At 69.3% G+C, this 25,110-nt stretch carries 21 protein-coding genes and 1 riboswitch; of the genes, 17 read left to right on the plus strand and 4 right to left on the minus strand.

Features of this window, described 5'->3' with window-relative positions:
- The first annotated feature begins 10 nt into the window (after positions 1-10).
- The 7 genes from OG966_RS37460 to OG966_RS37490 all read left to right on the plus strand — a co-directional run bounded on the left by OG966_RS37460 (position 11) and on the right by OG966_RS37490 (position 10,935).
- Positions 11-1,012, plus strand: a complete 1,002-nt coding sequence (locus OG966_RS37460) for an ABC transporter substrate-binding protein (RefSeq protein ID WP_326654552.1) — start codon at positions 11-13, stop codon at positions 1,010-1,012.
- Between the two features lie 198 nt (positions 1,013-1,210).
- A complete protein-coding gene (locus tag OG966_RS37465; protein ID WP_326654553.1) occupies positions 1,211-3,676 on the plus strand; it encodes a GcvT family protein in 2,466 nt (821 codons plus the stop codon).
- A 27-nt stretch (positions 3,677-3,703) separates the two neighbouring features.
- A complete protein-coding gene (locus tag OG966_RS37470) occupies positions 3,704-4,555 on the plus strand; it encodes a bifunctional methylenetetrahydrofolate dehydrogenase/methenyltetrahydrofolate cyclohydrolase (RefSeq protein WP_326654554.1) in 852 nt (283 codons plus the stop codon).
- On the plus strand, positions 4,552-5,829 hold the full coding sequence (glyA, locus tag OG966_RS37475) for a serine hydroxymethyltransferase (protein WP_326654555.1): 1,278 nt from the start codon (positions 4,552-4,554) through the stop codon (positions 5,827-5,829). The genes OG966_RS37470 and glyA overlap by 4 nt, the downstream gene beginning before the upstream one ends.
- Entirely contained in the window at positions 5,826-7,058 is a 1,233-nt protein-coding gene (locus tag OG966_RS37480) for a sarcosine oxidase subunit beta family protein (RefSeq protein WP_108154303.1), read from the plus strand. The genes glyA and OG966_RS37480 overlap by 4 nt, the downstream gene beginning before the upstream one ends.
- 12 nt (positions 7,059-7,070) lie before the next feature.
- Positions 7,071-10,349, plus strand: a complete 3,279-nt coding sequence (locus OG966_RS37485; protein ID WP_326654557.1) for a sarcosine oxidase subunit alpha family protein — start codon at positions 7,071-7,073, stop codon at positions 10,347-10,349.
- Complete coding sequence (locus OG966_RS37490; protein WP_326654558.1) at positions 10,342-10,935, plus strand: sarcosine oxidase subunit gamma; 594 nt, start codon at positions 10,342-10,344, stop codon at positions 10,933-10,935. The genes OG966_RS37485 and OG966_RS37490 overlap by 8 nt, the downstream gene beginning before the upstream one ends.
- Before the next feature lie 32 nt (positions 10,936-10,967).
- Here OG966_RS37490 and OG966_RS37495 read toward each other — a convergent pair whose 3' ends face one another.
- A complete protein-coding gene (locus tag OG966_RS37495; RefSeq protein WP_326655528.1) occupies positions 10,968-12,350 on the minus strand; it encodes a S1 family peptidase in 1,383 nt (460 codons plus the stop codon).
- 478 nt (positions 12,351-12,828) lie between these two features.
- On the opposite strand from OG966_RS37495, the gene OG966_RS37500 reads away from it, so the two are divergent.
- Positions 12,829-13,341 (plus strand): hypothetical protein, encoded by a 513-nt coding sequence (locus OG966_RS37500; RefSeq protein WP_326654559.1) that lies wholly within the window; start codon positions 12,829-12,831, stop codon positions 13,339-13,341.
- Positions 13,342-13,748: 407 nt separating this feature from the next.
- Here the strand turns inward: OG966_RS37500 and OG966_RS37505 are convergent, their stop codons facing one another.
- The gene (locus OG966_RS37505; RefSeq protein ID WP_326654560.1) at positions 13,749-14,117 is read right to left on the minus strand and encodes a low affinity iron permease family protein; all 369 of its coding nucleotides are present in this window, start codon (positions 14,115-14,117) and stop codon (positions 13,749-13,751) included.
- Between the two features lie 291 nt (positions 14,118-14,408).
- Here OG966_RS37505 and OG966_RS37510 point away from each other — a divergent pair, with 291 nt between their 5' ends.
- The 9 genes from OG966_RS37510 (at position 14,409) to OG966_RS41035 (ending at position 23,281) form a co-directional block, all read left to right on the plus strand.
- Positions 14,409-16,253 (plus strand): hydrogenase maturation protein, encoded by a 1,845-nt coding sequence (locus OG966_RS37510; protein ID WP_326654561.1) that lies wholly within the window; start codon positions 14,409-14,411, stop codon positions 16,251-16,253.
- Complete coding sequence (locus tag OG966_RS37515) at positions 16,253-17,338, plus strand: hydrogenase expression protein HypE (protein ID WP_326654562.1); 1,086 nt, start codon at positions 16,253-16,255, stop codon at positions 17,336-17,338. Before OG966_RS37510 ends, OG966_RS37515 begins: the two co-directional genes overlap by 1 nt.
- Positions 17,339-17,417: 79 nt before the next feature.
- Entirely contained in the window at positions 17,418-19,202 is a 1,785-nt protein-coding gene (locus OG966_RS37520; protein ID WP_326654563.1) for a nickel-dependent hydrogenase large subunit, read from the plus strand.
- Positions 19,199-19,813 carry a hypothetical protein gene (locus tag OG966_RS37525; protein WP_326654564.1) on the plus strand — a complete coding sequence of 205 codons (615 nt, stop codon included), beginning with the start codon at positions 19,199-19,201 and terminating at the stop codon, positions 19,811-19,813. The genes OG966_RS37520 and OG966_RS37525 overlap by 4 nt, the downstream gene beginning before the upstream one ends.
- Positions 19,810-20,478, plus strand: coding sequence for a DUF5947 family protein (locus OG966_RS37530; RefSeq protein WP_326654565.1), 669 nt, complete (start codon positions 19,810-19,812; stop codon positions 20,476-20,478). Before OG966_RS37525 ends, OG966_RS37530 begins: the two co-directional genes overlap by 4 nt.
- Positions 20,475-21,173, plus strand: a complete 699-nt coding sequence (locus tag OG966_RS37535) for a DUF6084 family protein (protein WP_326654566.1) — start codon at positions 20,475-20,477, stop codon at positions 21,171-21,173. The genes OG966_RS37530 and OG966_RS37535 overlap by 4 nt, the downstream gene beginning before the upstream one ends.
- Positions 21,170-22,609, plus strand: coding sequence for a hypothetical protein (locus OG966_RS37540; RefSeq protein ID WP_326654567.1), 1,440 nt, complete (start codon positions 21,170-21,172; stop codon positions 22,607-22,609). Before OG966_RS37535 ends, OG966_RS37540 begins: the two co-directional genes overlap by 4 nt.
- The gene (locus OG966_RS37545) at positions 22,606-23,154 is read left to right on the plus strand and encodes a hydrogenase maturation protease (RefSeq protein ID WP_326654568.1); all 549 of its coding nucleotides are present in this window, start codon (positions 22,606-22,608) and stop codon (positions 23,152-23,154) included. The genes OG966_RS37540 and OG966_RS37545 overlap by 4 nt, the downstream gene beginning before the upstream one ends.
- Before the next feature lie 10 nt (positions 23,155-23,164).
- Complete coding sequence (locus OG966_RS41035) at positions 23,165-23,281, plus strand: DUF6893 family small protein (protein ID WP_406730311.1); 117 nt, start codon at positions 23,165-23,167, stop codon at positions 23,279-23,281.
- Between the two features lie 20 nt (positions 23,282-23,301).
- Here the strand turns inward: OG966_RS41035 and OG966_RS37550 are convergent, their stop codons facing one another.
- Positions 23,302-24,108, minus strand: a complete 807-nt coding sequence (locus tag OG966_RS37550; RefSeq protein ID WP_326654569.1) for a transglycosylase SLT domain-containing protein — start codon at positions 24,106-24,108, stop codon at positions 23,302-23,304.
- A gap of 2 nt (positions 24,109-24,110) precedes the next feature.
- A riboswitch (cyclic di-AMP (ydaO/yuaA leader) is annotated at positions 24,111-24,271 on the minus strand.
- 627 nt (positions 24,272-24,898) lie between these two features.
- Complete coding sequence (locus tag OG966_RS37555) at positions 24,899-25,102, minus strand: hypothetical protein (protein WP_326654570.1); 204 nt, start codon at positions 25,100-25,102, stop codon at positions 24,899-24,901.
- Positions 25,103-25,110: the final 8 nt, after the last annotated feature.

Consider the following 25,110-nt stretch of genomic DNA (forward strand, 5'->3'; position numbering starts at 1 on the left):
GAGGCAGTACATGATCGGGAACTTCATTACGCAGTCGCGGCCCGCGAGACAGCGGGCCGCGGTGGCCGGGCTGGCGGCGCTGAGTCTGGCCGCGCTCACCGCCTGCGGCGGAGCCAAGGTCGGCGAGTCTGGTTCGGACAAGGCGGGGGGTGCCTCCGGCAAGTGCGGCACGTTCAACCTCGCGGTCAACCCCTGGGTCGGCTACGAGGCCAACGCGGCGGTCATCGCCTATGTCGCCGAGAAGGACCTCAAGTGTCAGGTGACCAAGAAGGACCTCAAGGAAGAGGTCGCCTGGCAGGGCTTCGGCACCGGCGAGGTGGACGCAGTCGTCGAGAACTGGGGCCACGACGACCTGAAGAAGAAGTACATCACCGACCAGAAGACCGCCGTGTCGGCCGGGGCGACCGGCAACACGGGTGTCATCGGCTGGTTCGTGCCGCCGTGGCTGGCCAAGGAACACCCGGACATCACCGACTGGAAGAACCTCAACAAGTACGCCACCAATTTCAAGACCTCCGAGTCGGGTGCCAAGGGCCAGTTCCTCGACGGAGATCCGTCGTTCGTCACGAACGACGCCGCGCTGGTGAAGAATCTCAAGTTGGACTACAAGGTTGTCTACGGCGGCAGCGAGGCCGCGCTCATCCAGGCGTTCAGACAGGCCGAGGCCAAGAAGTCCTGGGTGATCGGGTACTTCTACGCTCCGCAGTGGTTCCTGTCGGAGATAGAGCTGGTGAAGGTGAATCTGCCGCCGTACGCGGAGGGCTGTGACGCGGACGCGGCGAAGGTCGCCTGCGACTACCCCCAGTACGAGCTGGACAAGATCGTCAGCAAGAAGTTCGCCGACTCGGGCAGCCCCGCCTATGACCTCGTCAAGAATTTCACCTGGACCAACTCGGACCAGAACCTCGTGGCCAAGTACATCGCCGAGGACAAGATGACACCGGAGGCGGCGGCCAAGAAGTGGGTGGACGCCAACCGCGACAAGGTCGATTTCTGGCTCAAGAAGAGCTGATCCACGAGAGGGGCCGGGAAGCGTCAACCGTGCCCGGCGGGCTGCCGTGACAGCCCGCCGGGCACGGCTCTTTTTTTGCCCCGTGCACGGCCGTGAAGGCCCCTTGACACCCTCCTCGGCGACCGGCATCGTGAGTTGCGCAACCTGAAGCATGTTGCGCTGACAGCAACTGGACTGCTTAAAGGCGGAGGTGCGGCGATGGCGGGACCCCGAGTGGTCATCATCGGAGCGGGCGTCGTGGGAGCGGCGCTCGCGGACGAACTGTCCTTCGCGGGCTGGACCGACATCACGGTCGTCGACCAAGGACCCCTCCCCGCCACCGGCGGCTCGTCGTCCCACGCGCCGGGGCTGGTCTTCCAGACGAACTCCTCGAAGACCATGACCGAGCTCGCCCGCTACACCGTCGAGAAGTTCTGCAGCCTCGACGTCGACGGACAGCCCTGCTTTCTGCAGGTCGGCGGACTCGAGGTGGCCACCACCCCCGAGCGCCTCACCGAGCTGCACCGCCGCCACGGCTGGGTCACCGCCTGGGGTGTCGAGTCCCGGCTGCTGAGCCCGGAGGAGTGCATCGAACTGCACCCGCTGGTGGACCGCGGCCGCGTCCTCGGTGGCCTCCTGGTCCCCACCGACGGCCTGGCCAAGGCGGTACTCGCCGTCGAGGCCCAGATCCGGCGGGCAACCGAGCGCGGCGTACGCTTCCTCGCCCGCCACGAAGTCCTCGACGTCGTACACAGCGAGGGTGAGGTCAGTGCCGTCGTCGTCACCGACCTGGGGTCCCCCCCGCCGCAGGCCGCGGGAGAGATCCCCGCCGACATCGTCGTGTGCTGCGCCGGCATCTGGGGCCCGAAGATCGCCCGCATGGTCGGCATGAACCTGCCGCTGACCCCGCTCGCCCACCAGCTCGCCTGGACCGGCCCCGTCCCCGCGCTGGAGGGCCAGGCCGAGGAGGCCGTCCGGCCGATCCTGCGCCACCAGGACGCGGACCTGTACTACCGCGACCGCTTCGACCGCATCGGCATCGGCTACTACGGCCACCGGCCCATGCCCGTCGACCCGGAGGACATCGCCTCGGTGGACGAGGCCGAGCAGATGCCCTCCGTCCTGAAATTCACCGAGGACGACTTCGCCGAAGCCTGGGCCGAGACTCAGGCACTGCTGCCCGCCACCCGCGACGCCAAGATCGAAGAGGGCATCAACGGCCTCTTCTCCTTCACCACCGACGGACTGCCGCTGCTGGGTGAATCACCGGACGTCAAGGGCTTCTGGGTCGCCGAGGCCGTGTGGGTCACCCACTCGGCCGGCGTGGCCCGCGCCGTGGCCGAATGGCTCGTGGACGGCCACTGCTCGTCCTTCGATCTGCACGAGTGCGACGTCAACCGCTTCGAGCCGCACCAGCTCTCCCCGGAGTACGTCCTGGCCCGCGACTGCCAGAACTTCGTCGAGGTCTACGACATCCTCCATCCCCTCCAGCCGGCCGGCGCGCCACGCCCCCTGCGTACCAGCCCCTTCTACGGCCGCCAGCGGGAACTCGGCGCCGTCTTCCTGGAGGCCACCGGCTGGGAGCGGCCCCAGTGGTACGGAGCCAACGAGCACCTGGCAGCCGGGCGTGCCATTCCCAGGCCGGGCGACTGGGCAGCCCGCTACTGGTCGCCCATCGTCGGCGCAGAGGCCCAGACCACGCGCGAGACCGTCGCGATGTACGACATGACGGCACTCAAGCGCCTGGAAGTCACCGGTCGCGGCGCCGCCGCCTTCCTCCAGCGTCTTGCCACCGGCAATGTCGACAAGTCGGTCGGCTCGGTGACGTACACCCTGCTCCTCGACGAAGGCGGCCGCATCCGCAGCGACATCACCGTCGCCCGCCTCGGCCGCGACCACTTCCAGGTCGGCGCCAACGGCAACCTGGACCTCGACTGGTTCGGCCGGCACCTGCCGGCCGACGGGTCGGTCCAGGTGCGCGACATCACCGCCGGCACCTGCTGCATCGGTCTGTGGGGCCCACTGGCCCGCGAGGTCCTCCAGCCGCTCGCCGACGCGGACTTCTCGGGCGACGGTCTGAAGTACTTCCGCGCCAAGCGCGCCCACATCGGCTCCGTCCCCGTCACCGCGATGCGCCTGTCGTACGTCGGTGAACGCGGCTGGGAGCTGTACACAGGCGCCGACATGGGCCTGAAACTGTGGGACACCCTGTGGCAGGCCGCCCAGCCCCTCGGCGGCATCGCCGCCGGTCGCGGCGCCTTCAACAGCCTCCGTCTGGAGAAGGGTTACCGCTCCTTCGGCACCGACATGACCTATGAGCACGACCCCTACGAGGCGGGCGTCGGCTTCGCCGTCAAGCTCGACAAGGACGACTTCATCGGCAAAGCCGCGCTGGAACGGCGCAAGGCCGATGTGCGGCGCCGCCTGACCTGTCTGACCATCGACGATCCGCAGGCCGTGGTCATGGGCAAGGAGCCGGTGTACGACGGCGACCGCCCCGTCGGCTACGTCACCAGCGCCGCGTACGGCTACACGATCGGCAAGGGCATCGCCTATGCCTGGCTGCCCGCCGAGCTCGCCACGGCCGGCACCGCCCTGCACATCGGCTACTTCGACCGGCGCGTGGAAGCGGTCGTCGCCGACGAGCCGCTGTTCGACCCCTCCATGTCCCGCCTGCGCGGCTGAGCCCCCACCCGTAAGAAGAGGAGCGATGTGAACGCACGGATCCTGGACGGCAAGCGGACCGCGGCGGCGATCCGCACCGAACTCGCCGAGCGCGTCGCCAAGCTGGCCGCGCGGGGAATCACACCGGGCCTCGGCACCGTACTGGTCGGCGACGACCCCGGCAGCCACGCCTACGTCGCCGGTAAGCACCGCGACTGCGAACAGGCAGGGATCGCCTCCATCCGGCGCGAACTGCCCGCCGACGCGACGCAGGAGCAGGTGGAGGCCGTCATCGACGAGCTCAACGCCGACCCCGCCTGCACCGGCTACATCGTCCAGCTGCCGCTGCCCCGGGGCCTGGACGCCAACGCGGTACTGGAACGCATGGACCCGGCCAAGGACGCCGACGGTCTGCACCCCGTCAGCCTCGGCCGCCTTGCGCTCGGCGTCCGGGCCCCGCTGCCCTGCACCCCGCGCGGCATCGTGGAACTGCTCCGCCGCCACGACGTCCCCCTCGCCGGAGCGCGGGTCTGCGTCATCGGGCGGGGTATCACCGTCGGGCGGCCGATCGGGCTGCTGCTCACCCGTAAGTCCGAGAACGCCACCGTGACCCTGTGCCACACCGGGACCAAGGGTCTCGCCTGGCACGTACGCGAGGCAGACATCGTCATCGCGGCCGCCGGATCGCCCGGACTGATCACCGCCGAGATGCTCCGGCCCGGCGCCGTCGTACTCGACGTCGGCATCACCCGCACCGAGGAGGGGCTGATCGGCGATGTGCACCCCGATGCCGCCCGAGTCGCCGGATGGGTCGCGCCCATGCCCGGCGGCGTAGGACCCATGACGCGGGCCATGCTGCTCGCCAATGTCGTTGAGGCCGCCGAGAGGAACGCCGCATGAACCCCCTGAACGCGCCGCTCGCCGAGCTGGACCCCGAGGTCCATGCCGCAGTCTCCGCGGAGCTGGACCGCCAGCAGTCGACCCTGGAAATGATCGCGTCGGAGAACTTCGCCCCCTCGGCGGTCATGGAGACCCAGGGGTCGGTCATGACGAACAAGTACGCCGAGGGCTACCCCGGCCGCCGCTACTACGGCGGCTGCGAACACGTCGACGTGACCGAGCGGCTGGCCATCGAACGCGTCAAGTCCCTCTTCGGCGCCGGATTCGCCAATGTGCAGCCACACTCGGGCGCGCAGGCCAACACCGCAGTCTTCTTCGCCCTGCTGAAGCCCGGCGACACCGTCCTCGGCCTCGACCTCGCGCACGGCGGGCACCTCACCCACGGCATGCGCATCAACTACAGCGGCAAGATGCTCAATGTGGTGCCCTACCACGTCGACGAGAGAGACAACCTGGTCGACATGGAGGAGGTGGAGCGGCTCGCCAAGGAGCACAGCCCCAAGATGATCATCGCGGGCTGGTCGGCGTATCCCCGGCAGCTGGACTTCGCGGCCTTCCGGCGGATCGCCGACGAAGTGGGCGCGTATCTGATGGTCGACATGGCCCACTTCGCCGGGCTCGTGGCCGCCGGGCTGCACCCCAATCCGGTACCGCACGCCCATGTCACCACCACGACCACCCACAAGACACTCGGCGGCCCGCGCGGCGGCGTCATCCTCACCAATGAGGCCGACCTCGCCAAGAAGATCAACTCGGCGGTGTTCCCGGGCATGCAGGGCGGACCGCTGGAGCACGTCATCGCCGCGAAGGCGGTGTCGTTCAAGCTCGCCGCGTCGCCGGAGTTCGCCGAGCGGCAGGCCCGCACGCTCGCCGGCGCCCACCTCCTCGCCGAACGGCTCACGCGGCCCGACGCGGCCGCGGCCGGAGTCAGCGTCCTGACCGGCGGCACCGATGTCCATCTGGTCCTGGTCGACCTCAGGGAGTCGGAACTGGACGGGAAGCAGGCGGAAGACCTGCTCCACGACATCGGTATCACGGTCAACCGCAACGCCGTTCCCTTCGATCCCCGTCCTCCCATGGTCACTTCCGGGCTGCGTATCGGCACCCCAGCGCTGGCCACCCGCGGCTTCACCGAAGAGGACTTCGCCGAGGTCGCCGATGTGATCGCGCTCGCTCTCCAGCCCGAGCCGGACGCGGCCGCGCTCCGCGCCCGTGCGCAGACACTGGCCGCCAAACACCCGCTGTACCCGCACCTTTCAGGAGACGCCCGATGAGCCCCCGCACCCCGGGCGCAGACCTCCCCGAGCACCCCGACCGGCTCTGGCGCACGCCCGAGCCGAAGCGGTCGTACGACGTGGTGATCGTCGGCGGCGGCGGACACGGTCTCGCGACCGCCCACTACCTGGCGAAGAACCACGGCATCACCAACGTGGCCGTGCTGGAGAAGGGCTGGCTCGCGGGCGGCAACATGGCCCGCAACACCACCATCATCCGCTCCAACTACCTGTGGGACGAGAGCGCCGGAATCTACGAGCACGCCCTCAAACTGTGGGAAGGGCTGGCGGACGAACTCGACTACCCGATCCTCTTCTCCCAACGCGGTGTGCTGAACCTCGCCCACAGCCTGCAGGACGTCCGCGACAGTGTGCGCCGTGTCGAGGCCAACCGGCTCAACGGCGTCGATGCCGAATGGCTGGACCCGCAAGCGGTCAAGGACGTCTGCCCCATCGTCAACATCTCGCCCGACGTGCGATATCCGGTGATGGGCGGCACCTACCAGCCGCGGGCCGGCATCGCCAAGCACGATCACGTCGCCTGGGGGCTGGCGCGCTCCGCCGACGCCGCAGGTATCGACATCATCCAGAACTGCGAAGTCACCGGCATCGACATCCAGGGCGGCCGGGTCACCGGCGTACAGACCACGCTCGGACCCATCGCCGCCGGCAAGGTGGCGCTCTGCTCCGCCGGGCACACCTCGGTGCTGGCCGCCATGGCGGGCTTCGAACTGCCACTGCAGAGCCACCCGTTGCAGGCGCTGGTATCCGAACTGCTCGAGCCGGTGCACCCCACCGTGGTCATGTCCAACGCCGTGCATGTGTACGTCAGCCAGGCCCACAAGGGCGAACTGGTGATGGGCGCGGGCATCGACGCGTACAACGCCTACACCCAGCGCGGCGCCTTCCACATCATCGAACATCAGATGTCCGCCGCCCTGGAACTCTTCCCGGTCTTCGCCAGAGCCCATGTGCTGCGTACCTGGGGCGGCATCGTCGATGTCAGCCCGGACGCCTCGCCGATCGTCGGGCTCAGCCCGGTGGACAACCTCTACCTGAACTGCGGCTGGGGCACGGGCGGCTTCAAGGCCACCCCGGGCGTCGGCTGGGTCTACGCCCACACCATCGCCCACGACACCCCCCACCACCTCAACGCCCCCTTCTCGCTCGACCGATTCACCACCGGCGCGCTCGTCGACGAGCACGGCGCGGCCGCGGTGGCCCACTGAGGAGCCGAATCGATGCTGCTCATCCCATGCCCCTGGTGCGGGCCCCGTGACGAGGCCGAATTCCACTACGGCGGTCAGGCGCACGTGCCCTATCCCGAGGCTCCTGCCGACCTGACCGACCAGGAGTGGGCCCGCTACGTCTTCTTCCGCGACAACCCCAGAGGCCCGTTCGCGGAGCGCTGGAGCCATGCGGCCGGATGCCGTCGCTGGTTCAACGCTGTGCGCAATACGGCGACGAACGAGATCCTGGCGGTGTACCGAGCGGGCGAGCCGCGTCCGGAACCCGCGGCCTCCCCTTCAGCCGGTAGGGTCGGCGGACAGGCTGCCCCGCACAATCCAGCCCCTCCGGCGTTTGAGGTGGGGGTCCCCCCACGCCCGCCAGGGCGTAGGGGGAGGGGTCCAGGGGCGGAGCCCCAACTTACGGGAAAGGGCGGGGCGGGGGAGTCAACACCCGCCCCCACCATCGGCACCGGCACTCAGCCCTTCCGCCGCACCACGGGCGGTCGCGTAGCCCGGGCCGAACCGCTCACGTTCACCTTCGACGGCACGACGTACGAAGGCTTCCGCGGTGACACCCTTGCCTCCGCGCTGCTCGCCAACGGGATCATCCAGGCCGGAACCAGCATCAAGCTCGGACGCCCGCGCGGCATCTTCTCCGCCGGAGTCGAGGAGCCCAACGCGGTCGTCCAGATCGAGGAGCCGTTCCCCGAGCCCATGCTGCCCGCGACGGCCGTGGAGTTGTACGACGGGCTCGTCGCGAGTAGCCTGCCCGGTCAGGGACGACTCGCCACCGAGCCCGACCCCGCCCGGTACGACGCCGCCCACGCCCACTGCGACCTGCTCGTCGTCGGTGCGGGACCGGCCGGACTCGCGGCCGCGTCCGCCGCCGCACGCAGCGGCGCGCGCGTCATCCTCGCCGACGACCAGCCCGAGCCGGGCGGCAGTCTCCTCGGAACAGGCCAACTCCTGGACTGGGCAGCCGAGATCGCGGCGCTGCTCGAAGCCGCACCGGAAACCCGCCTCCTGCGCCGCACCACCGTCTTCGGCTACTACGACGACAATCACGTCCTCGCCGTCGAGCGCCGCACCAACCACCTCGGCGGCGAAGCCCCCGCGCATGTCTCCCGTGAGCGTGTCTGGCGCATCCGCGCCCGCCGCGTCGTCCTGGCCACCGGAGCCCACGAGCGCTCACTGGCCTTCGCCGACAACGACCGCCCCGGCGTCATGCTGGCGGCCTCGGCCCGTACGTACGCCAACCGGTACGGGGTCCTGCCCGGCCGCCGCGCCGTCGTCCTCACCACCAACGACAGCGCCTACGCGGCCGCGCTCGACCTGGCAGTGGCGGGCGTGGACATCGCGGCCGTCGTCGACACCCGCCCCGAACCGGGGGAGTGGGCGCGCCGCGCCCAGGACGCCGGGATCGAGGTGCTGGCCGGGCATGCCGTCGTCGGCACCGAGGGCGATCAGCGGCTGTCGGCGGTGACCGTCGCTCCGTACGGAGAGGCCTCGGGGCACCGCGAGTTCGCCGCCGATCTGCTGCTGGTCTCCGGCGGATGGAACCCCGTCGCGCATCTGTTCAGCCAGGCGGGCGGAAAGCTGCGCTACGACGACACGCTCGGCACCTTCGTCCCCGGCTCGTGCCCTCAGGCGGTCGAGGTCGCAGGCTCCGTTGCCGGCGTCTTCGATCTGCCCGGCGTCCTGGCTCAAGGCTCCGCGGCGGGCGCCCGCGCCATCGAGGCCGAGGGCTACGTGGCCCGAGCCCCCGAGCTCCCGGTCGTGGCCGGCGAACCGCAGTCCCCGGCCATGCAGGTTTTCGTCGTCCCCGGCGCCGCCGGCGCGCACCGCTTCGTCGACCTTCAGCGTGATGTCACCGTCGACGACCTGGCCCGCGCGACCGGCGCCGGTATGCGCTCGGTCGAGCACACCAAGCGCTACACCACCGCAGGCACCGCCAACGACCAGGGCAAGACCTCCGGCGTCCTCGCCGGCGGCACCGTCGCCCAGCTCCTGGGCGTGGACATCTCCGCCCTCGGCACGACGACGTTTCGCCCCCCGTACACACCCGTCTCCTTCGCCACCCTCGCGGGCCGCGACCGTGGCGCGCTGCATGACCCTGTGCGCGTGACCGCCCTGCACGACTGGCATGTCGACCACGGCGCGCTCTTCGAGAACGTCGGTCAGTGGAAGCGGCCCTGGTACTACCCCCAGGACGGCGAGGACATGTTGGCCGCCGTGCTGCGTGAGTGCCGCGCCGCCCGCGAGGGTGTCGCCTTCATGGACGCCTCCACGCTCGGCAAGATCGACGTGCAGGGGCCGGATGCCGCCGTCCTTCTCGACCGGCTCTACACCAACATGATGAGCACTCTCAAAGTCGGCATGATCCGCTATGGCCTCATGTGCCGCCTCGACGGCATGGTCTTCGACGACGGCACCGTCATCCGCCTCGCCGAGGACCGTTTCCTTGTCACCACCACGACCGGAAACGCGGCCGCCGTCCTGGACTGGATGGAGGAATGGCTGCAGACCGAGTGGCCCGAACTACGCGTCCACTGCACCTCCGTCACCGAGCAGTGGGCCACAGTCGCCCTCGTCGGCCCCCGCTCCCGCGACGTACTGGGTGCCCTCGCACCGGAACTCGCCGTGGACAACGACAGCTTCCCGTTCATGGCATGGCGCGAGTCGGCCGTCGCCGAAATCCCGGCGCGCATCTGCCGGATCAGTTTCTCCGGCGAACTGGCCTACGAGATCAACGTGTCGCCGTGGGACGCCCGCGCATTGTGGGAGGCGCTGTGCGCGGCAGGGAGCCCGTTCGGAATCACCCCGTACGGCACCGAGACCATGCACGTCCTGCGCGCCGAGAAGGGCTATCCCATCATCGGCCAGGACACCGACGGCACCGTCACCCCGCAGGACCTCGGCATGAGCTGGGTGGTGTCCAAGAAGAAGCCCGATTTCATCGGCAAGCGGTCCCACGCACGTGCCGACACCACACGCGGCGACCGCAAGCACCTCGTCGGCCTGTTGCCCGAGGACCCGGACACCTTCCTCCCCGAGGGAACGCATCTGGTCGCCGACAGCGTGCTCCCCGAGCCGCCGGTGCCGATGCTCGGCCATGTCACATCCAGCTACCACAGCGCGGCACTCGGCCGCACCTTCGCGCTCGCCCTGATCAAGGGCGGCCGGGACCGCATGGGTGAGCGGCTGTACGCGCCCGTGGGCGACCGTCTGGTCCCGGTGACGGTCGCGAGCCCCGTTCTCTACGACCCCGAGGGAGCCCGCCGCGATGGCTGACACCGCAACCCGCCACAGCCCCCTGGAGCACGCCGCAGGCCGCTTCGCCGCCGCCACCCGCGCCTCGGGCGGCGCCCTGCGACTGGCCGAACTGCCCTTCCTCGCCCAGGTCAATGTACGGCTCGACCCCAAGGGGGCGGCTGCCGACGCCGTCGGGCTTGCTCTGGGTCTCCAACTCCCCCTCGAACCGGACACCGTCGTGCACGCCGGTGACCGCTCAGCCCTCTGGCTGGGCCCCGACGAATGGCTCGTCGTCGGGCCGCCCGGCGGCCCGACGGGCCTGGAGAACCGGATCAGGGCGGCTGCCGGAGACGAACCGGCAGCGGTCACCGACGTCTCCGCCCAGCGCACCACCCTGCTTGTCACAGGCCCCCGCGCCCGGGACCTGCTGGCCCACGGCTGCCCGCTGGACCTGCACCCACGTGCGTTCGGCCCCGGACGCTGCGCCCAGACCACGCTGGCCCGCGCACAGGTCGTGCTGGTCGCACGGGACGAGCCCCGGGCCGGGTTCTGGTTGCTGGTCCGTTCGTCCTTCGCCGGGTATCTGGCGGACTGGCTGCTGGACGCCGCGTCGGAGTACGTCTGACGGAGCGGGCGGGCCGGGCGTGGGGCTGGGTATCAGTTCCAGCTCTGCTTGTAGTGCATGCGGAATTCGCGGCGGTCTTGTGCCGTCCAGATGGCACGGGTGGCGATGAGACCCGTGAGGCTGATGGCGATGACGATGATGCCGGGTGCGAGAGTCTCGGTGTCGATGATGCTGGTGACCCGGGTGGGGCCGTTCGAGCCGTTCGACTGTCCGGGGACGAGGGGCGTGTCGCCCCCGGCGCCGGCGCCGGTTTGAGTGTTGTCGGGCGGTGGGGGCGTGGGGTTGTTGGGCTGAGCCCCGGCCGCGGTGTTGTTGTCCGAGGGCGCGGTGCCGGTGAGGCGGACGCCGAGGGCGGCCATGGCTGCGGTGGCAGGCTGGAAATAGGTGGTTCCGCCGTTGCGGCAGTCGCCGTCGCCGCCGGAGGTGATGCCGAGGGCGATGCCCTGGGCGATGAGGGGGCCGCCGCTGTCACCGGGTTCGGCGCAGACGGTGGTTTCGATGAGTCCGGTGACGGTGCCTTCGGGGTAGTTGACGGTGGCGTTGAGGCCGGTGACTTTGCCGGTACGCAGACCGGTGGTGCTGCCGCTGCGGAAGACTTGCTGGCCGACGAAGGGGTCGGCGGCCGAAGTGATCTGCACTCCTTGGCCGTCACCTATGTTCACGATGTTGGGGCCGACGGGAGCCTGGTTGTTCTGGTACCGGATGAGGGCGTAGTCGGTGCCTGGGAAGTCACTGGCGGTCATGGTGCCGAGTTGCTGGGTACCGCGGTTGCCGCTGAACCAGGTGCTGCCGGCCGGTCCGCAGTGTCCTGCTGTGAGGACGAACGTGTCGGAGCCGTTGGTCACGTTGAATCCGGCGGAGCAGCGCCCCGCTTGGTCGAGGATCGGCTCCGCACCGTTGACCCTTGTGGTGAAGGTGCCCTGAGTGCGCTGCATCTTCACCATGCCGCCGACCTCCTCGGCGATCTTTGAGAGGTGCTGCCAGTCGGCCGGGGAGACGGTGGAGTCGGCCTGCACCACCACGGTGTTGCTCTTGTAGTCCATCCTCCAAGCGGTCCCGGGCACCCGCCGGGCCTGGCTCAACGTGTCGGTGGCCGAGCGGAGTTGCCGCATGCTGTGGCGGACGATCTCGGCATGCGCCCCCGCCCGCTTCACCTCGGCAGCCGCACCTGTGTCGGTGACAGCGACGACCGGGCGCCCGTCCGAGCCGATCCAGGTTCCTGCGGTACGGGAGGTGCCGAGCTCGGAGACGAGACCGGCACCGAGTTCATTGCCCTGTGATGTGCCGCCTGCGGCTTCTGGCCGGCTGGGGGGTTCACTTGCCACAGCGTTGCTGATCATGAAGGTGCCGCCGAGCAATCCGCCGACGGCTGCCAGCCGCGCGATGCGTTGCAGCCTGCGTCGTGCGTGCGCCATCCGCCAGCCCTTCTGTCGTCCCATCACGGCATGTGCAACACCGAGGGGCCCGGAGTGAACCAAGCCCCCCTTCCATACGCGGCGCGCTGCCGTGTGGTTCACCGCAGTCCTCGACAGGATGGCCGGAGAGTGGGTTTGTTGTGCCGGGGGGCGGTTCCTGTGGGGTCCGCAAGCTCTGGCCGGGGGCTGCGAGCCCTGTCCGGGCCCGCAATTTCTCGATTCACCGGGCATACCGGACTGCGGCACCCGGCCAAGCCGCCGGAACTCGAACCCCCTCGCCTGTCGGCAGCCGTCCACCCCTCACCCGAGCCGGGACAACTCGTCGGCAGCGAACCGTCGTTGAGGAAATCCGCCAACCTCAGGGGCTGCTGGGAGCTGACGCCCAGCCGTGGGCCGGTCCGGCTGTGGCCGAAGACTGCAGTGCGCCTCGTCTCAGGGTTCACTGGTCGTGCACAGGTTCGTCGACCATACTGCCGTCGTGGAGCAGCGCGTAGATCCAAAAGACATCCCGCTCGAGTACGCCGCGGGGACAGATCCGGCGTACATCCCTGGCCTCACGGCCCCCCGCTCTGCCGGGACGCGTGACGTGGAGGAGGCGGAAGAGCCAGTCCCGGAGCCGACCGAGGAGCGACGGTCCGACACGACCGTCCCTGAGGATGCACCGCCCCCCGGCGAGGAGGATGCCGTCAGCGATACGGGGGAGGAGGCGAGCGGCCCGGTCTTCGAGGTCAGTGACCGCCGCGGTTCGGTCAGGGCGGACCGCGACGGCGTCCGGTTCCGGCTGGACGAAGAAGAGGCCGAGTTCCGATGGGACGAAATCGGTGCCGTCGAGACCAAGTCCGGCCGACTCGGGCGTCGATTCACGGTCACGGTCCACTTGACGACCCGCCGTTGGTTCAACGCCGAGGTCGAGGCCCCGGCCAGGAGTCTTCTCAAGGAGTGGGTGGTGGAACTCGACGCAGTTCTCGACGCCTACTTCGAGGAATCCTGACCACACATTTCAGCGTGCCTGTTGCGTATCGGAGGGATGGGCACCCGGCAGTGGGTCCTCGTCGGAGCTCGCCGGGCCGAGCTCGACGAGGATCGAGCCGACACGGGTCTCGACCGCGCGGGGCCGGTCCCTGGTCCGGGGCCGCCACCGTGGTCTGCTCGCACGGGCTCGTGCCGCCCCACCCGAAGCGGGTCCCCTCGGCGGCATAGCCGGCTGACACCGGCCATGAGGTGAGACACCGCCGCGGGTCCTGCCGGGGCAACAGCCGGAGCGGGTGAGGTGGCCGGCACAGACGCGTGGAACGCCTGCCGCATCTCCGCGATGGCGCGTGGTCGGGAAGGTTCACGTCGCCGTCGCCGGTCCGCAGGCGTATCCCGGCCGTCCCTCAGGCGTACCTCGGCCGTCCCTCAGGACTCCTCTTCCATTCGGATGGCGCTCCTGAGGTCCTCGAACGCCTTGCCGGGGTTGTTCTCCTGCATCTCCAACAGCGCGGCAGCGATCGCATCGAGCTTGCGCTGGATCGCGTGCTCGGCCCGCCGTTCCGAGTTCTTGAGCAGGGCCAGAAGCAGCAGGGTGACGGCAGTCATCGATTCTCCGGCCAGCAGCAGCCACTCGTCCGAAAGCTTCAGGGCGTGGGCAGTGATGACGAGGGCCACCAGAGCCAGGCACATTCCGAAAAAGACGGGCGAGCTGGTGAAGTTCGAGGCGTTCTCCGCCAGCCGGGCGAAGCGTGCGCGTCTGTCGCCACCTCGGTCGGCGGGATGTTGAAGAGTCATACGACGTGCCTACCCGACCACGCGAGAACATGCAGGCCGGCGTGACCCGGGTGTGGGAGCGCGGGGTACGGAGGCCATGACTGCCGGGCCGCCCCGGTGCCGGCATCACTCCAACGCGGCCGGCCACAGGATGGGGGAAGGCCGAGAGGGGCCGAACCGCCGGGTGGCCGTCGCCGTGTCCGCTTTCGGGTGACCCCGTGGCTCGGCGTCGCCACGGCCGGGCCGGCGTACTCAACGATCACAGGGGCCGGGGAGACCTGCCCGAGACGCTGACCGCTGGGAGGGCCTGCCGTGTACATCCTGCTCGTCGCTACCGCCTTCAACAGCCTCACGCAGCGCCTCCACGCCGAACTGAGGGATCACGGTCACACCGTGGCGGTGGAACTCGCCCTGCACGGCGAGTCCTTGGCGGGCGCCGTACGACGTCATCAGCCGCAGCTCGTCGTCGCTCCGATACTGAAGACGGCGATCCCACGAGAGGTGTGGTCCGCCCATACGTGTCTTGTCGTCCATCCCGGCCCTGTCGGGGACCGCGGGCCTTCGTCCCTCGACTGGGCGATTCAGGGGGATGCCGGCCAGTGGGGTGTGACTGTCCTGCAGGCCAACGCGGAGATGGACGCGGGTGACGTGTGGGCCTCTGTCGCCTGCCCGATGCCGCCGGTGGCCAAGAGCGACCTGTACCGCGGCGAGCTGTCCGACGCGGCGGTCACCGCCGTGATGCTGGCGGTGGAGCGGTTCGCCACAGGGACGTACTCCCCTCGGGCGCAGACGGTGGAAGGCGGGGTGGGAACCGGCCGTGCCCGGCCGTATCTCGATCAGAGTGTCCGGCGGATCGACTGGGCGTCGGAGTCCACCGAGACGATCGTCCGCAAGCTGCGGGCCGCGGACTCGCAGCCCGGAGTGCTCGACGAACTGCTGGGCGACGAGTGGTACTTGCACGGGGGCCATCCCGAGGGCGAGCTGTGCGGGCGTCCCGGCGAACTCCTGGCCACACGAACCGGAGCTGTCTGCCGGGCGACGACGGACGGCGCCGTGTGGATTCCCGAGTTGCGGGTCCGGCGCAGGCCGGGGCAGCCACCCACGTTCAAGCTGCCCGCCGTCACGGCGCTTGCCGGCAGGCTGCCCTCCTTGCCGGAGAGCCCCGCGCCGTCGCGTCTTCACACGCATCGCCGTACCTGGACCGATATCGGCTACCGCGAGGAGCGCAGCGTCGGCTTCCTCTCGTTCTCGTTCTCCGGCGGCGCGATGAGCACGACGCAGTGCCGTCGTCTGCTGGCGGCCTATCGAGAGGCCTGCTCGCGTCCCACGTCGGTGCTGGTGCTCGGCGGCAGCCGGGTCTTCTCCAACGGCATCCACCTCAACGTCATCGAGGCGGCCGAAGACCCCGGCGCGGAGTCCTGGGCCAACATCAATGCCATCGACGACCTGGTCGAGGCCGTCCTGACGACTACGGACCGGCTGGTGGTCGCTGCCGTCGGCGGATATGCCGCCGCAGGCGGGGTGATGCTCGCGCTGGCAGCGGACGAGGTGTGGTGCCGATCGGGCACCGTGCTGAATCCGCACTACCGGCTGATGGGCCTGTACGGCTCGGAGTACTGGACGTACACACTGCCGCGCCGGGTCGGTCCGGCGGCGGCCGAGTGTCTGATGCGCCAGGCTCTGCCGGTGAGCGGGAGGGCGGGGCAGCGGCTGGGCCTCATCGACCGGCTGGTCGAGTGCGCCCCACAGGATTTCACGGCCGAGGTCGGCCGGCTTGCCGGACACCTCGCTTCGCTGCCCGCGGTGCAGTCACGGATCGCTGCGAAGAAGGCCGAACGGGACCAACAGGAGGCTCTCAAGCCGCTCGTTGCCTTCCGGGAGGGGGAGCTGGCCCAGATGCGGCGGACCTTCGCCGATCCGGCCGCCCCCTACCACATGCTGCGCCGCGCATTCGTCCGCAAGGAGAAGCCGCTGCGAACGCCGCAGCATCTGGCGCACCCGGTGTGTGGAGCACGCGTGACGGATCAGCTCCGGTCCGAGGCCCGTGTCACTGAATCGGACCCCGAAATTCGGCCGCAGCATCGGATGCCTGTTATCAAGAAGGCTGAGGGCGAAATGCCGACTTTCATGTCATACCTCCCCGAGGGGGCACCCTGATGAACGCAGCAACGCCGACCGCTCAGGACACGGCCGCCGCCGGCGCACCCGCCGACGAGGCTCCCCCGATCCACATTCTCTGGATCAACGCCGGGCTCAGCTGCGACGGTGACTCGGTGGCCCTGACGGCGGCAATGCAGCCGAGCATCGAGGAGATCGTGCTCGGCGCGCTGCCCGGCCTGCCCAAGATCGCTGTGCACTGGCCCCTGATCGACTTCGAATGCGGGCCGGTCGGGGGTGCGGACACGTTCATCGAGTGGTTCTTCAAGGGAGAGCGCGGCGAGATCGACCCCTTCGTCCTGGTGATCGAGGGGTCCGTCCCCAACGAGACGATCAAGCCGGAGGGCTACTGGTGCGGCTTCGGCGACGACCCCGAGACCGGCCAGCCGATCACCACCAGTGAATGGATCGACCGGCTCGCGCCCAAGGCGCTGGCTGTTGTCGCGATCGGAACGTGTGCCACCTACGGCGGGATCCACGCCATGGCGGGCAACCCGACCGGTGCGATGGGTGTGCCGGACTACCTGGGCTGGGACTGGACGTCCAAGGCCGGCATCCCGATCGTGTGCGTGCCCGGCTGTCCGATCCAGCCCGACAACTTCTCGGAGACCCTGACCTACCTGCTCTACCAGGCGGCGGGCGCCGCTCCGATGATCCCGCTGGACGACAAGCTCCGACCGACGTGGTTGTTCGGCGCCACCGTGCACGAGGGGTGCGACCGCGCGGGCTACTACGAACAGGGACAGTTCGCAGACACCTACGATTCGCCCAAGTGCCTCGTCAAGCTCGGCTGCTGGGGCCCCGTCGTCAAGTGCAACGTGCCCAAGCGGGGCTGGATGAACGGAATCGGCGGCTGTCCGAACGTCGGAGGCATCTGCATCGCCTGCACCATGCCGGGGTTCCCGGACAAGTTCATGCCGTTCATGGACGAACCGCCCGGCGCGAAGGTGTCCAGCACCGCCAGCGGAGCGTACGGCGCGGTGATCCGCAAGCTGCGGACCATCACGGCCAGGACCGTGGACAAGGAGCCGAAGTGGCGCCGCACGGGACAGAAGCTGACCACCGGCTACCGGCCGCCCTGGTGAACCCCCGCTGAACCGAAGTACCTGCTTACGCCTCACCGCGCGACCCACCTCCAGCTTGAAGAAGGGCACGGCACTCACGATGGCACCGACGACGAAGGCGGCCGGCGACGGCAGTGGCCTGGTGGAAATGGCCTGGGATCCGATCACCCGGATTGTGGGCAGTCTCGGCATCCACACAAAGATCGACTTCAAGCAGAAGCGGGTCGCGGAGTGCTACAGCACCTCGTCGGTCTTCCGTGGCTACAGCGTCTTCATGCGCGGCAAGGACCCCCGGGACGCGCACTTCATCACCAGCCGTATCTGCGGGATCTGCGGCGACAACCACGCCACGTGTTCGGTGTACACCCAGAACATGGCCTACGGGGTGAAGCCTCCGCACCTCGCTGAGTGGATCATCAACCTCGGCGAGTCCGCCGAGTACATGTTTGACCACAACATCTTCCAGGAGAACCTGGTCGGGGTCGACTACTGCGAAAAGATGGTCCGCGAGACCAACCCCGGCGTCCTCGAGCTCGCCGAGCGCACCGAGGCGCCGCACGCCGGGGACCACGGCTACCGCACCATCGCCGACATCATGCGGTCACTCAACCCCATCGAAGGCGAGTTCTACCGGGAAGCCCTCCAGGTGAGCCGCTACACCCGGGAGATGTTCTGCCTCATGGAGGGCCGCCATGTGCACCCCTCCACGCTCTACCCCGGCGGAGTCGGCACGATTGCCTCCGTTCAGCTCTTCACGGACTATCTCAGCCGCCTCATGCGCTATGTGGAGTTCATGAAGCGAGTCGTCCCCCTGCACGACGACCTGTTCGACTTCTTCTACGAGGCTCTGCCCGGGTACGAGGAAGTCGGCCGCCGACGGGTGCTGCTCGGCTGCTGGGGCGCCCTCAACGACCCCGAGTACTGCGACTTCACCTACGCCAATATGACCGACTGGGGACGGAAGATGTTCGTCACCCCAGGCGTCATCGTCGACGGCAAGCTCGTCACCAACGACCTCACCGAGATCAACCTCGGCATCCGCATCCTGCTGGGCAGCTCGTACTACGACGACTGGCAGGGCCAGGAGCAGTTCGTCACCCACGACCCGCTCGGCAACCCCGTCGACCCGCGCCACCCGTGGAACCAGCACACCATCCCGGCCCCTCAGAAGCGGGACTTCAACGACAAGTACAGCTGGGTGATGTCCCCCCGCTGGTTCGACGGCAAGGACTACCTGCCGCTGGACACCGGCGGTGGCCCCATCGCCCGCCTGTGGTCCACGGCGCTGTCCGGGCTCGTCGACGTCGGCTATGTCAAGGCCACCGGCAATAGCGTCGTCATCAACCTGCCGCGCACGATGACCAAGCCCGAGACCACCTTCGAGTGGAAGATCCCGCGCTGGAGCAACGCGCTGGAACGAAACCGTGCCCGCACCTACTTCCAGGCCTACGCCGCGGCCATCGCCCTGCACTGCGCCGAGAAGGGGCTTAACGAAGTGCGTGCCGGCCGCACCCAGACCTGGGAGAAGTTCGAGGTGCCGGACCAGTCCATCGGCTGCGGCTTCACCGAGGCCGTACGCGGTGTCCTCTCCCACCACATGGTCATCCGGGACGGGAAGATCGCCAACTACCACCCGTACCCGCCGACTCCATGGAACGCCAGCACGCGCGACTCCTACGGCACGCCCGGCCCGTACGAGGACGCCGTGCAGAACACGCCGATCTTCGAGGAGAACTCCCCGGAGAACTTCAAGGGCATCGACATCATGCGCACGGTGCGCAGCTTCGACCCCTGCCTGCCCTGCGGCGTTCACATGTACGTCGGCGGCGGAAAGACCGTGAAGTCGATGCACGTACCCACCGGCCTGAGCGGCCTTGCCGGATGAGCGCGGCAGCCCACACCGTTGGCTCGCCGGCCGCTGCTGCCACCCGGGTCATGAACGCGGAGCAGGCAGGACGGCGGGTGGAAGAAGTCCTCGACCGACTGGACGCCACCGGAGAAGAATCGGCGCGTGCCGGGGCCGAGGAACTGGTCCGGGTCCTGATGGACTTCTACGGGGCCGGTCTGGCCCGGATCGTCCGGCTGCTCGATGCCCCCGCCGCCGGCAAGGTCCCGGGCAGCCCCCTGGCCGGCCTGCTGGCGGATGAACTGGTCTCGAGCCTGCTGGTCCTGCACGATCTGCACCCCGAGGACACCGCCACACGCATCGATCGTGCTCTGGACGCGGCCGGTGACCATTCCTGGGAGGTGGCGGGCTTCGACGATTCCTCCGCGACGCTGCGCCTGCGGTCTGCCGGCGGTGCGGGCTGCGGCTGCGCCGGCACCGCCGCGGCGTCACAGCAGGCAGTCGAGGACGCTCTCGCCTGCTTCGCCCCTGAGGTGGCCGCAGTGGAAGTGGAGGCAGGCGCGGCCTCCAGGGGGCCGGCGCTGCTCCAGATCGGGACGGCTCCCCCGTCCCGCACGGCGCCCGGACCGGCCGCGGCGAAGACGCGGTGAGCGCGCCTCAGCTCCGGTCGCAGCCTTCCGCGCCGACAGGTGAACTGCGCGGCCTGCGCCGTTTTCTGACCGAGCGTCCACCCCGGAAGGAGCGGTGCGAACTGTGCGGAGTGGCGGTGGCCGACGACCGCCACCGCCACCTGGTGGACACGGACGAACGCGCACTCGCGTGCGCCTGCGTCTCGTGTGCCCTCCTGTTCGAGCGGCCCGGCGCCGCGGGTGGCCGCTTCCGGGCGGTGCCGGACCGCTATCTGGCCGACCCGGACCACAGCCTCGACGACAACGCGTGGGAAATTCTGCAGATCCCGGTCGGCGTCGCCTTCTTCTTCCGCAACGCGGCGCTCGACCGCTTGGTCGCGCTGTACCCGAGTCCGGCCGGCGCGACCGAGAGCGAACTCGAGCCGTCGGCATGGCAGACCGTGCTGGGCGGCAGTCGGCTGGCCGCGCTGCTGGAACCTGACGTGGAGGCGCTCCTGCTGCGCCGAACGCAGGGCCGGGCCGAGTGCTACCTCGTCCCGATTGATATCTGTTACGAACTGGTGGGCCGCATGCGCCTGTTGTGGCAGGGCTTTGACGGCGGAGCCGAGGCGCGGGCCGATCTGGAGGCGTTCTTCGAGCATGTGGGCGGCCGCGCCCGGCCGGTTCATGAGGTGAACCAGACATGACACAGTTCGCCTTCACATGTACGGACGTACGGGCCGACCAGTACGCCGCCGGTCCGACACTCGTCTTCAGGCTGCGCATCACGGCGTCCGAAAACGCCCGCGTGCACGCCCTGGCCCTGCGCTGCCAGATCCGCATCGAGCCCGCTCGGCGCGGCTACGAGCCCACGGAGGCCGAAGGGCTGGCCGACCTCTTCGGAGAGCGCTCGCGCTGGGGCAGCACGCTTCAGCCGGTTCAGTTCGCCCAGGTCTCGCACATGGTTCCCAGCTTCACGGGAGAGACGGAAACCGACCTCGCGGTGCCTTGCACCTACGACATGGACGTCGCCGCGACCCGGTACTTCAACGCCCTCGAGGCGGGCGAGGTGCCGCTGCTCATGCTGTTCTCCGGAACGGCATTCACCGGGGCGGGCGGCTTCCGCGTCGAGCCCGTGCCGTGGGACCGGGAGGCAGCCTTCCGGATGCCGGTAAAGGTGTGGCAGGAGATGGTCGAGCAGCACTTCCCCGGCTGCGGCTGGATCCGGCTGCCCCGCGACACCGTGGACGCGCTGCTCTCCTTCCGTTCGCAGCGGGCACTTCCTTCCTGGGAGGCGGCTGTCCGGGCCCTGCTGGCCGAGGCCGGTACGCCGGACCTCCCACCGGGCCACGCCCTGGACCGAGCACTGCTGCCACGCGCAACCGGAAGGACGGCACGTTGACGACAACTGCCTTCGCACCGGCGACGGAAGCCCGGTTCGCCGTTGCCCGACAGGTGGCGGACGCGGTGCTTTTCGAGGGCTACGTGCTCTACCCGTACCGTGCCTCGGCGGCCAAGAACCGGCTGCGCTGGCAGTTCGGGGTGCTCGTGCCGCCCGGCTGGGGCGCCGAGTGCGAAGAACACGACTTCCAGCACACCGAGTGTCTGATGGAGCCGAAGGGGGACGCGACTCTCGCGGTCGAGGTGCGTTTCCTGCACGCACAGCGCCGGACCGTGCAACAGGTCCGGCAGGACGGTGGCTTCGAGACGGTGCCCGAGCTCCCTCTCGAGGACCGCGTCCTGGTGCCCTGGGACGAGGGCGTCGAGGAGCGAGTCGAGGTGCTCGCCGGAGTGGAGGAGCTGACAGGAGACGGTGTCACGGTCCCCTTCACCCGTCCTGCCCGGGAGGAGTCCGAGCCCGTCCTCGACTCGGCCGGCCGGATGGTCGGCCGTCTTATTCGCCGTTGCGAGGAGATCAGCGGCGCCGTGCGGCTGTCCGCGCGTGAACTCGGCGGGCCCTACCGGGTGATGCGTCTGACCGCTGTCGTGGAGAACACCAGCTGCTGGAGCCAGCCGGACGGCACGGCCGACCGTGACGCCGCGCTGCCGCGCTCGCTGGTGGCCGCGCATCTGCTGATGAGCCTCAGCGCCGGGTCGTTCCTGTCGATGACGGATCCGCCCGAGTGGGCCAAGGGCGCGGTCGCGTCCTGCCGCAACCTGCACACCTGGCCGGTCCTCGCCGGCGAACCCGGCCGCGCGGATCTGGTGCTGTCGTCCCCGATCATCCTGGAGGACCACCCCGCGATCGCCCCGGAGAGCCCAGGGGCGCTCTACGATGCGACAGAGATCGACGAGATCCTCGCGCTGCGCACCGCAGCCCTCACCGACGAGGAGAAGCGCGAGGCCCGTGGCACCGACGAGCGGGCCGCCGCGGTGATCGAACTGGCCGACTCGATGCCCCCTGAGGTCCTTGAACGCCTGCACGGTGCTGTGCGCGCACTGCGGGAGGTGACCGGCCCCGAAGCGCCGGACGCACCCCCGGCGGCCGCCCCTCGCGGCTTTGCCGACGAACACGGCGTGCAGGCCCCGGACACCCCGTGGTGGGACCCGGCGAGCGACTCCGGCTTCGACCCGGCACGCGACCGGATCCTGGTCGACGGCCGGTCGCTGGGCGCGGGCAGCCGCGTGCTGCTGCGCCCGGGCCTGCGGCGCAGTGACGCACAGGACCTGTTCCTGCACGGCCGCAGCGCCAGAGTCGAGGCGGTGCTGCACGACGTGGACGGGGCAGTGCACCTGGCAGTGACCGTCGAGGGTGATCCAGGAGCCGACATCCGCCGCGAGCAGGGCCGCTTCCTGTACTTCCAGCCCGACGAGGTCGCCCCCCTGGAGGACGCATGAGCCGCCCCGACCGGACCAGCGACCGGATTCTGGTCGCCGGGGTCGGAAACATCTTCCTCGGCGACGACGGCTTCGGCATCGAGACCGTGCGCAGGCTGGCCGCGGAACAGCTGCCCGAGTACGCCGAGGTCGTGGACTTCGGCGTACGGGGCGTACACCTGGCGTACGAGCTCCTCGAGGGCTACGACACCCTCGTCCTGGTCGATGCCACGGCGCGCGGCGGCGAGCCCGGCACGGTGTATCTGATCGAAGCCGACAGCGCGGGCGACATCGAGCCCGAGACCGCCCTGCTGGACGGCCACCGGATGTCCCCCGACGCGGTCCTGGCGCTCCTGGGGACCCTCTGCGCCGGCACCGGCACTCGGCCACCGCGGCGCACCCTGGTAGTGGGATGTGAACCCGCCGGTGTGGAGGAAGGCATCGGTCTCAGTCCGCCCGTTGCCGCCGCCGTGCCGGAGGCCGTACGGCTGATCATGGGCCTGGTACGGGACGGCAGGCACGAATCGTCCGCGCCACCGGCTGCGGTCGGCGAGGTTGCGAAGTGAGGAGAAGAACATGAAGAAGACGATCATTGGCAGCGTGGCCGCCGCGACTGCCGCGACGGCTGTGGCTGCCGTCGTCAAGCAGCTCCTGCCCGACCTCATGCGCTATCTGCGCATCCGCAAGATGTGACGCGACGGTGGTGACAGGCCTCAGTAGGCGCCGTTCACATTGTCGATGGAGCCGTACTTGTCGGCGGCGTAGTTGCACGCGGCGGTGATGTTGGCGACCGGGTCGTAGCTGTCCATCGACGTGCCGGGCACGTGGTACGCGAGGAACGTCGGCGCGATGACCTGCAGGAGCCCCTTGGACGGCGTTCCCGCCACGGCGTTGGAGTCCCAGTTGTTGATGGCCCGCGGGTTGCCCGAGGACTCGCGCATGATGTTCCGGTGGATGCCGTCGTACGAGCCGGGGATGCCGTGCTTGGCCATGACGGCGAGTGACTCCCGGATCCAGCCGTCGAGGTTATTCGAATAGGTCGCGGGCTTTGCGGCGGTGGTGGCGCCCTTGGTGGCCAGCGTGCTCCTCTGCGCGGAGCGGCTGGCCCGATCCTCAGGGGAAGACGTGTTGGGGGTCACTTTGGCCTTCTTGCCGACCGACAGCTGGAGACCCGAGTGAATCAGCGAAGGGTTGCTGCCGATTGCCCTCCGGTTGTCCTTGTACAGCTGCATCCAGCCGCCGCTCAGGGAGTGCGCCCGTGCGATCTTGGCAAGGGAGTCACCCTTGACGACGGAATAGGTGGTGGGCAGGGCCTTCTTCGCGGCGATGTGCGTGGTGCCCGCGGCAGCCGGCGCCACAGCCTTTGCGGCTGTGACGGGATGTGCCGTCGGCTGGGCCGCGCCGGCAGTGGTCGCGCCGATCACCGGCAGGACGAGTGCGGCACCGCCCGCACCCGCGGCGACGAAACCCCGGGTGATCGGGCTGGACTTGGGACGACGGTGCTTACCCTTTGCGGGCATGATGAGTTCCTCTCCGTCGCCTGCGAGGTGAGCTGTCGGGTTCGGGCTGGAGATGCCCGGCCGCGGTAGGAATGCGACTTGACCCCGAGCCGTTCCGGATTCCGGATCGGCGGCTTACCTGGGTCCCCCGCTCCTGCCGTAAGTGAGTGGGTGGTTTGCCGGACGGCGGCAGGATTCGGCGTTCCGTCCGGATTGCGGTGACCGTAAGCGAAAAGCGCCGGATGGAACAAGCCCTGAATTCACCACTGCAATCCGCGCGGCGGAATCAGCCGCGGAAAATCACGCGATCCACCGAGGACGGGAAACTCAACTCTCTTCTACGGAAAGGGACTGGGCCGGATCGGCGCCCTTCGCGCACTGTCGAGGACGTGACCCATATCACGGGATTCGATGGGGGATGGTCGGCCCTGCACCGCCGCGAAAATGCACGACAAGTCGCATGTTTTCCTGCAATATGGACGTCGAGAGCAATACCGAGTAAATGCTCATTCCGGACATGCGTGGGCGGAGTTGTCCTCGAAGATGCGCATTTAGTCTCCACATTCGCGCTATAAATGCATTAGCGCCCTCTATGGGTGGATTCTGTCCGTTTAGGTAGTAATCGGGGTCGCCTCTCCGCGCCTGGCTGTCCTGTGGCGACATGCACCCCGAGACCGGCAGGCATCCACCGCTGCCCGCGCGGCGTACGCGTCCGGGTGGCGGTGGCGTGCTGGGTCCCTGCCGCCGGGTCCCGGCCGCCGGTAGGGGTGTCGAACGGTTCCAGCGCTCGGCGGGCACGGGCGGGCGCCACTCAGCGCGCCCAGAGGCTTCGACGGCCGTCGGTCTGCGCCGGGGCGGAGACCGGTGACCTGTCGAACGACGCCCTGTCCTGGACATCAGCCTCTCGGCCGGCGCGATTCGCGCGCGCCATCGGGCAGCCGTCGAAACGGACGCGCTGGACGGCTACTCCGCCGTGGCGAGCGGCACCCAGGTTGCCGACGACCACCATCGGCATGGCGAACC

The sequence above is a fragment of the Streptomyces sp. NBC_01750 genome (assembly GCF_035918095.1).
GTDB lineage: Bacteria > Actinomycetota > Actinomycetes > Streptomycetales > Streptomycetaceae > Streptomyces.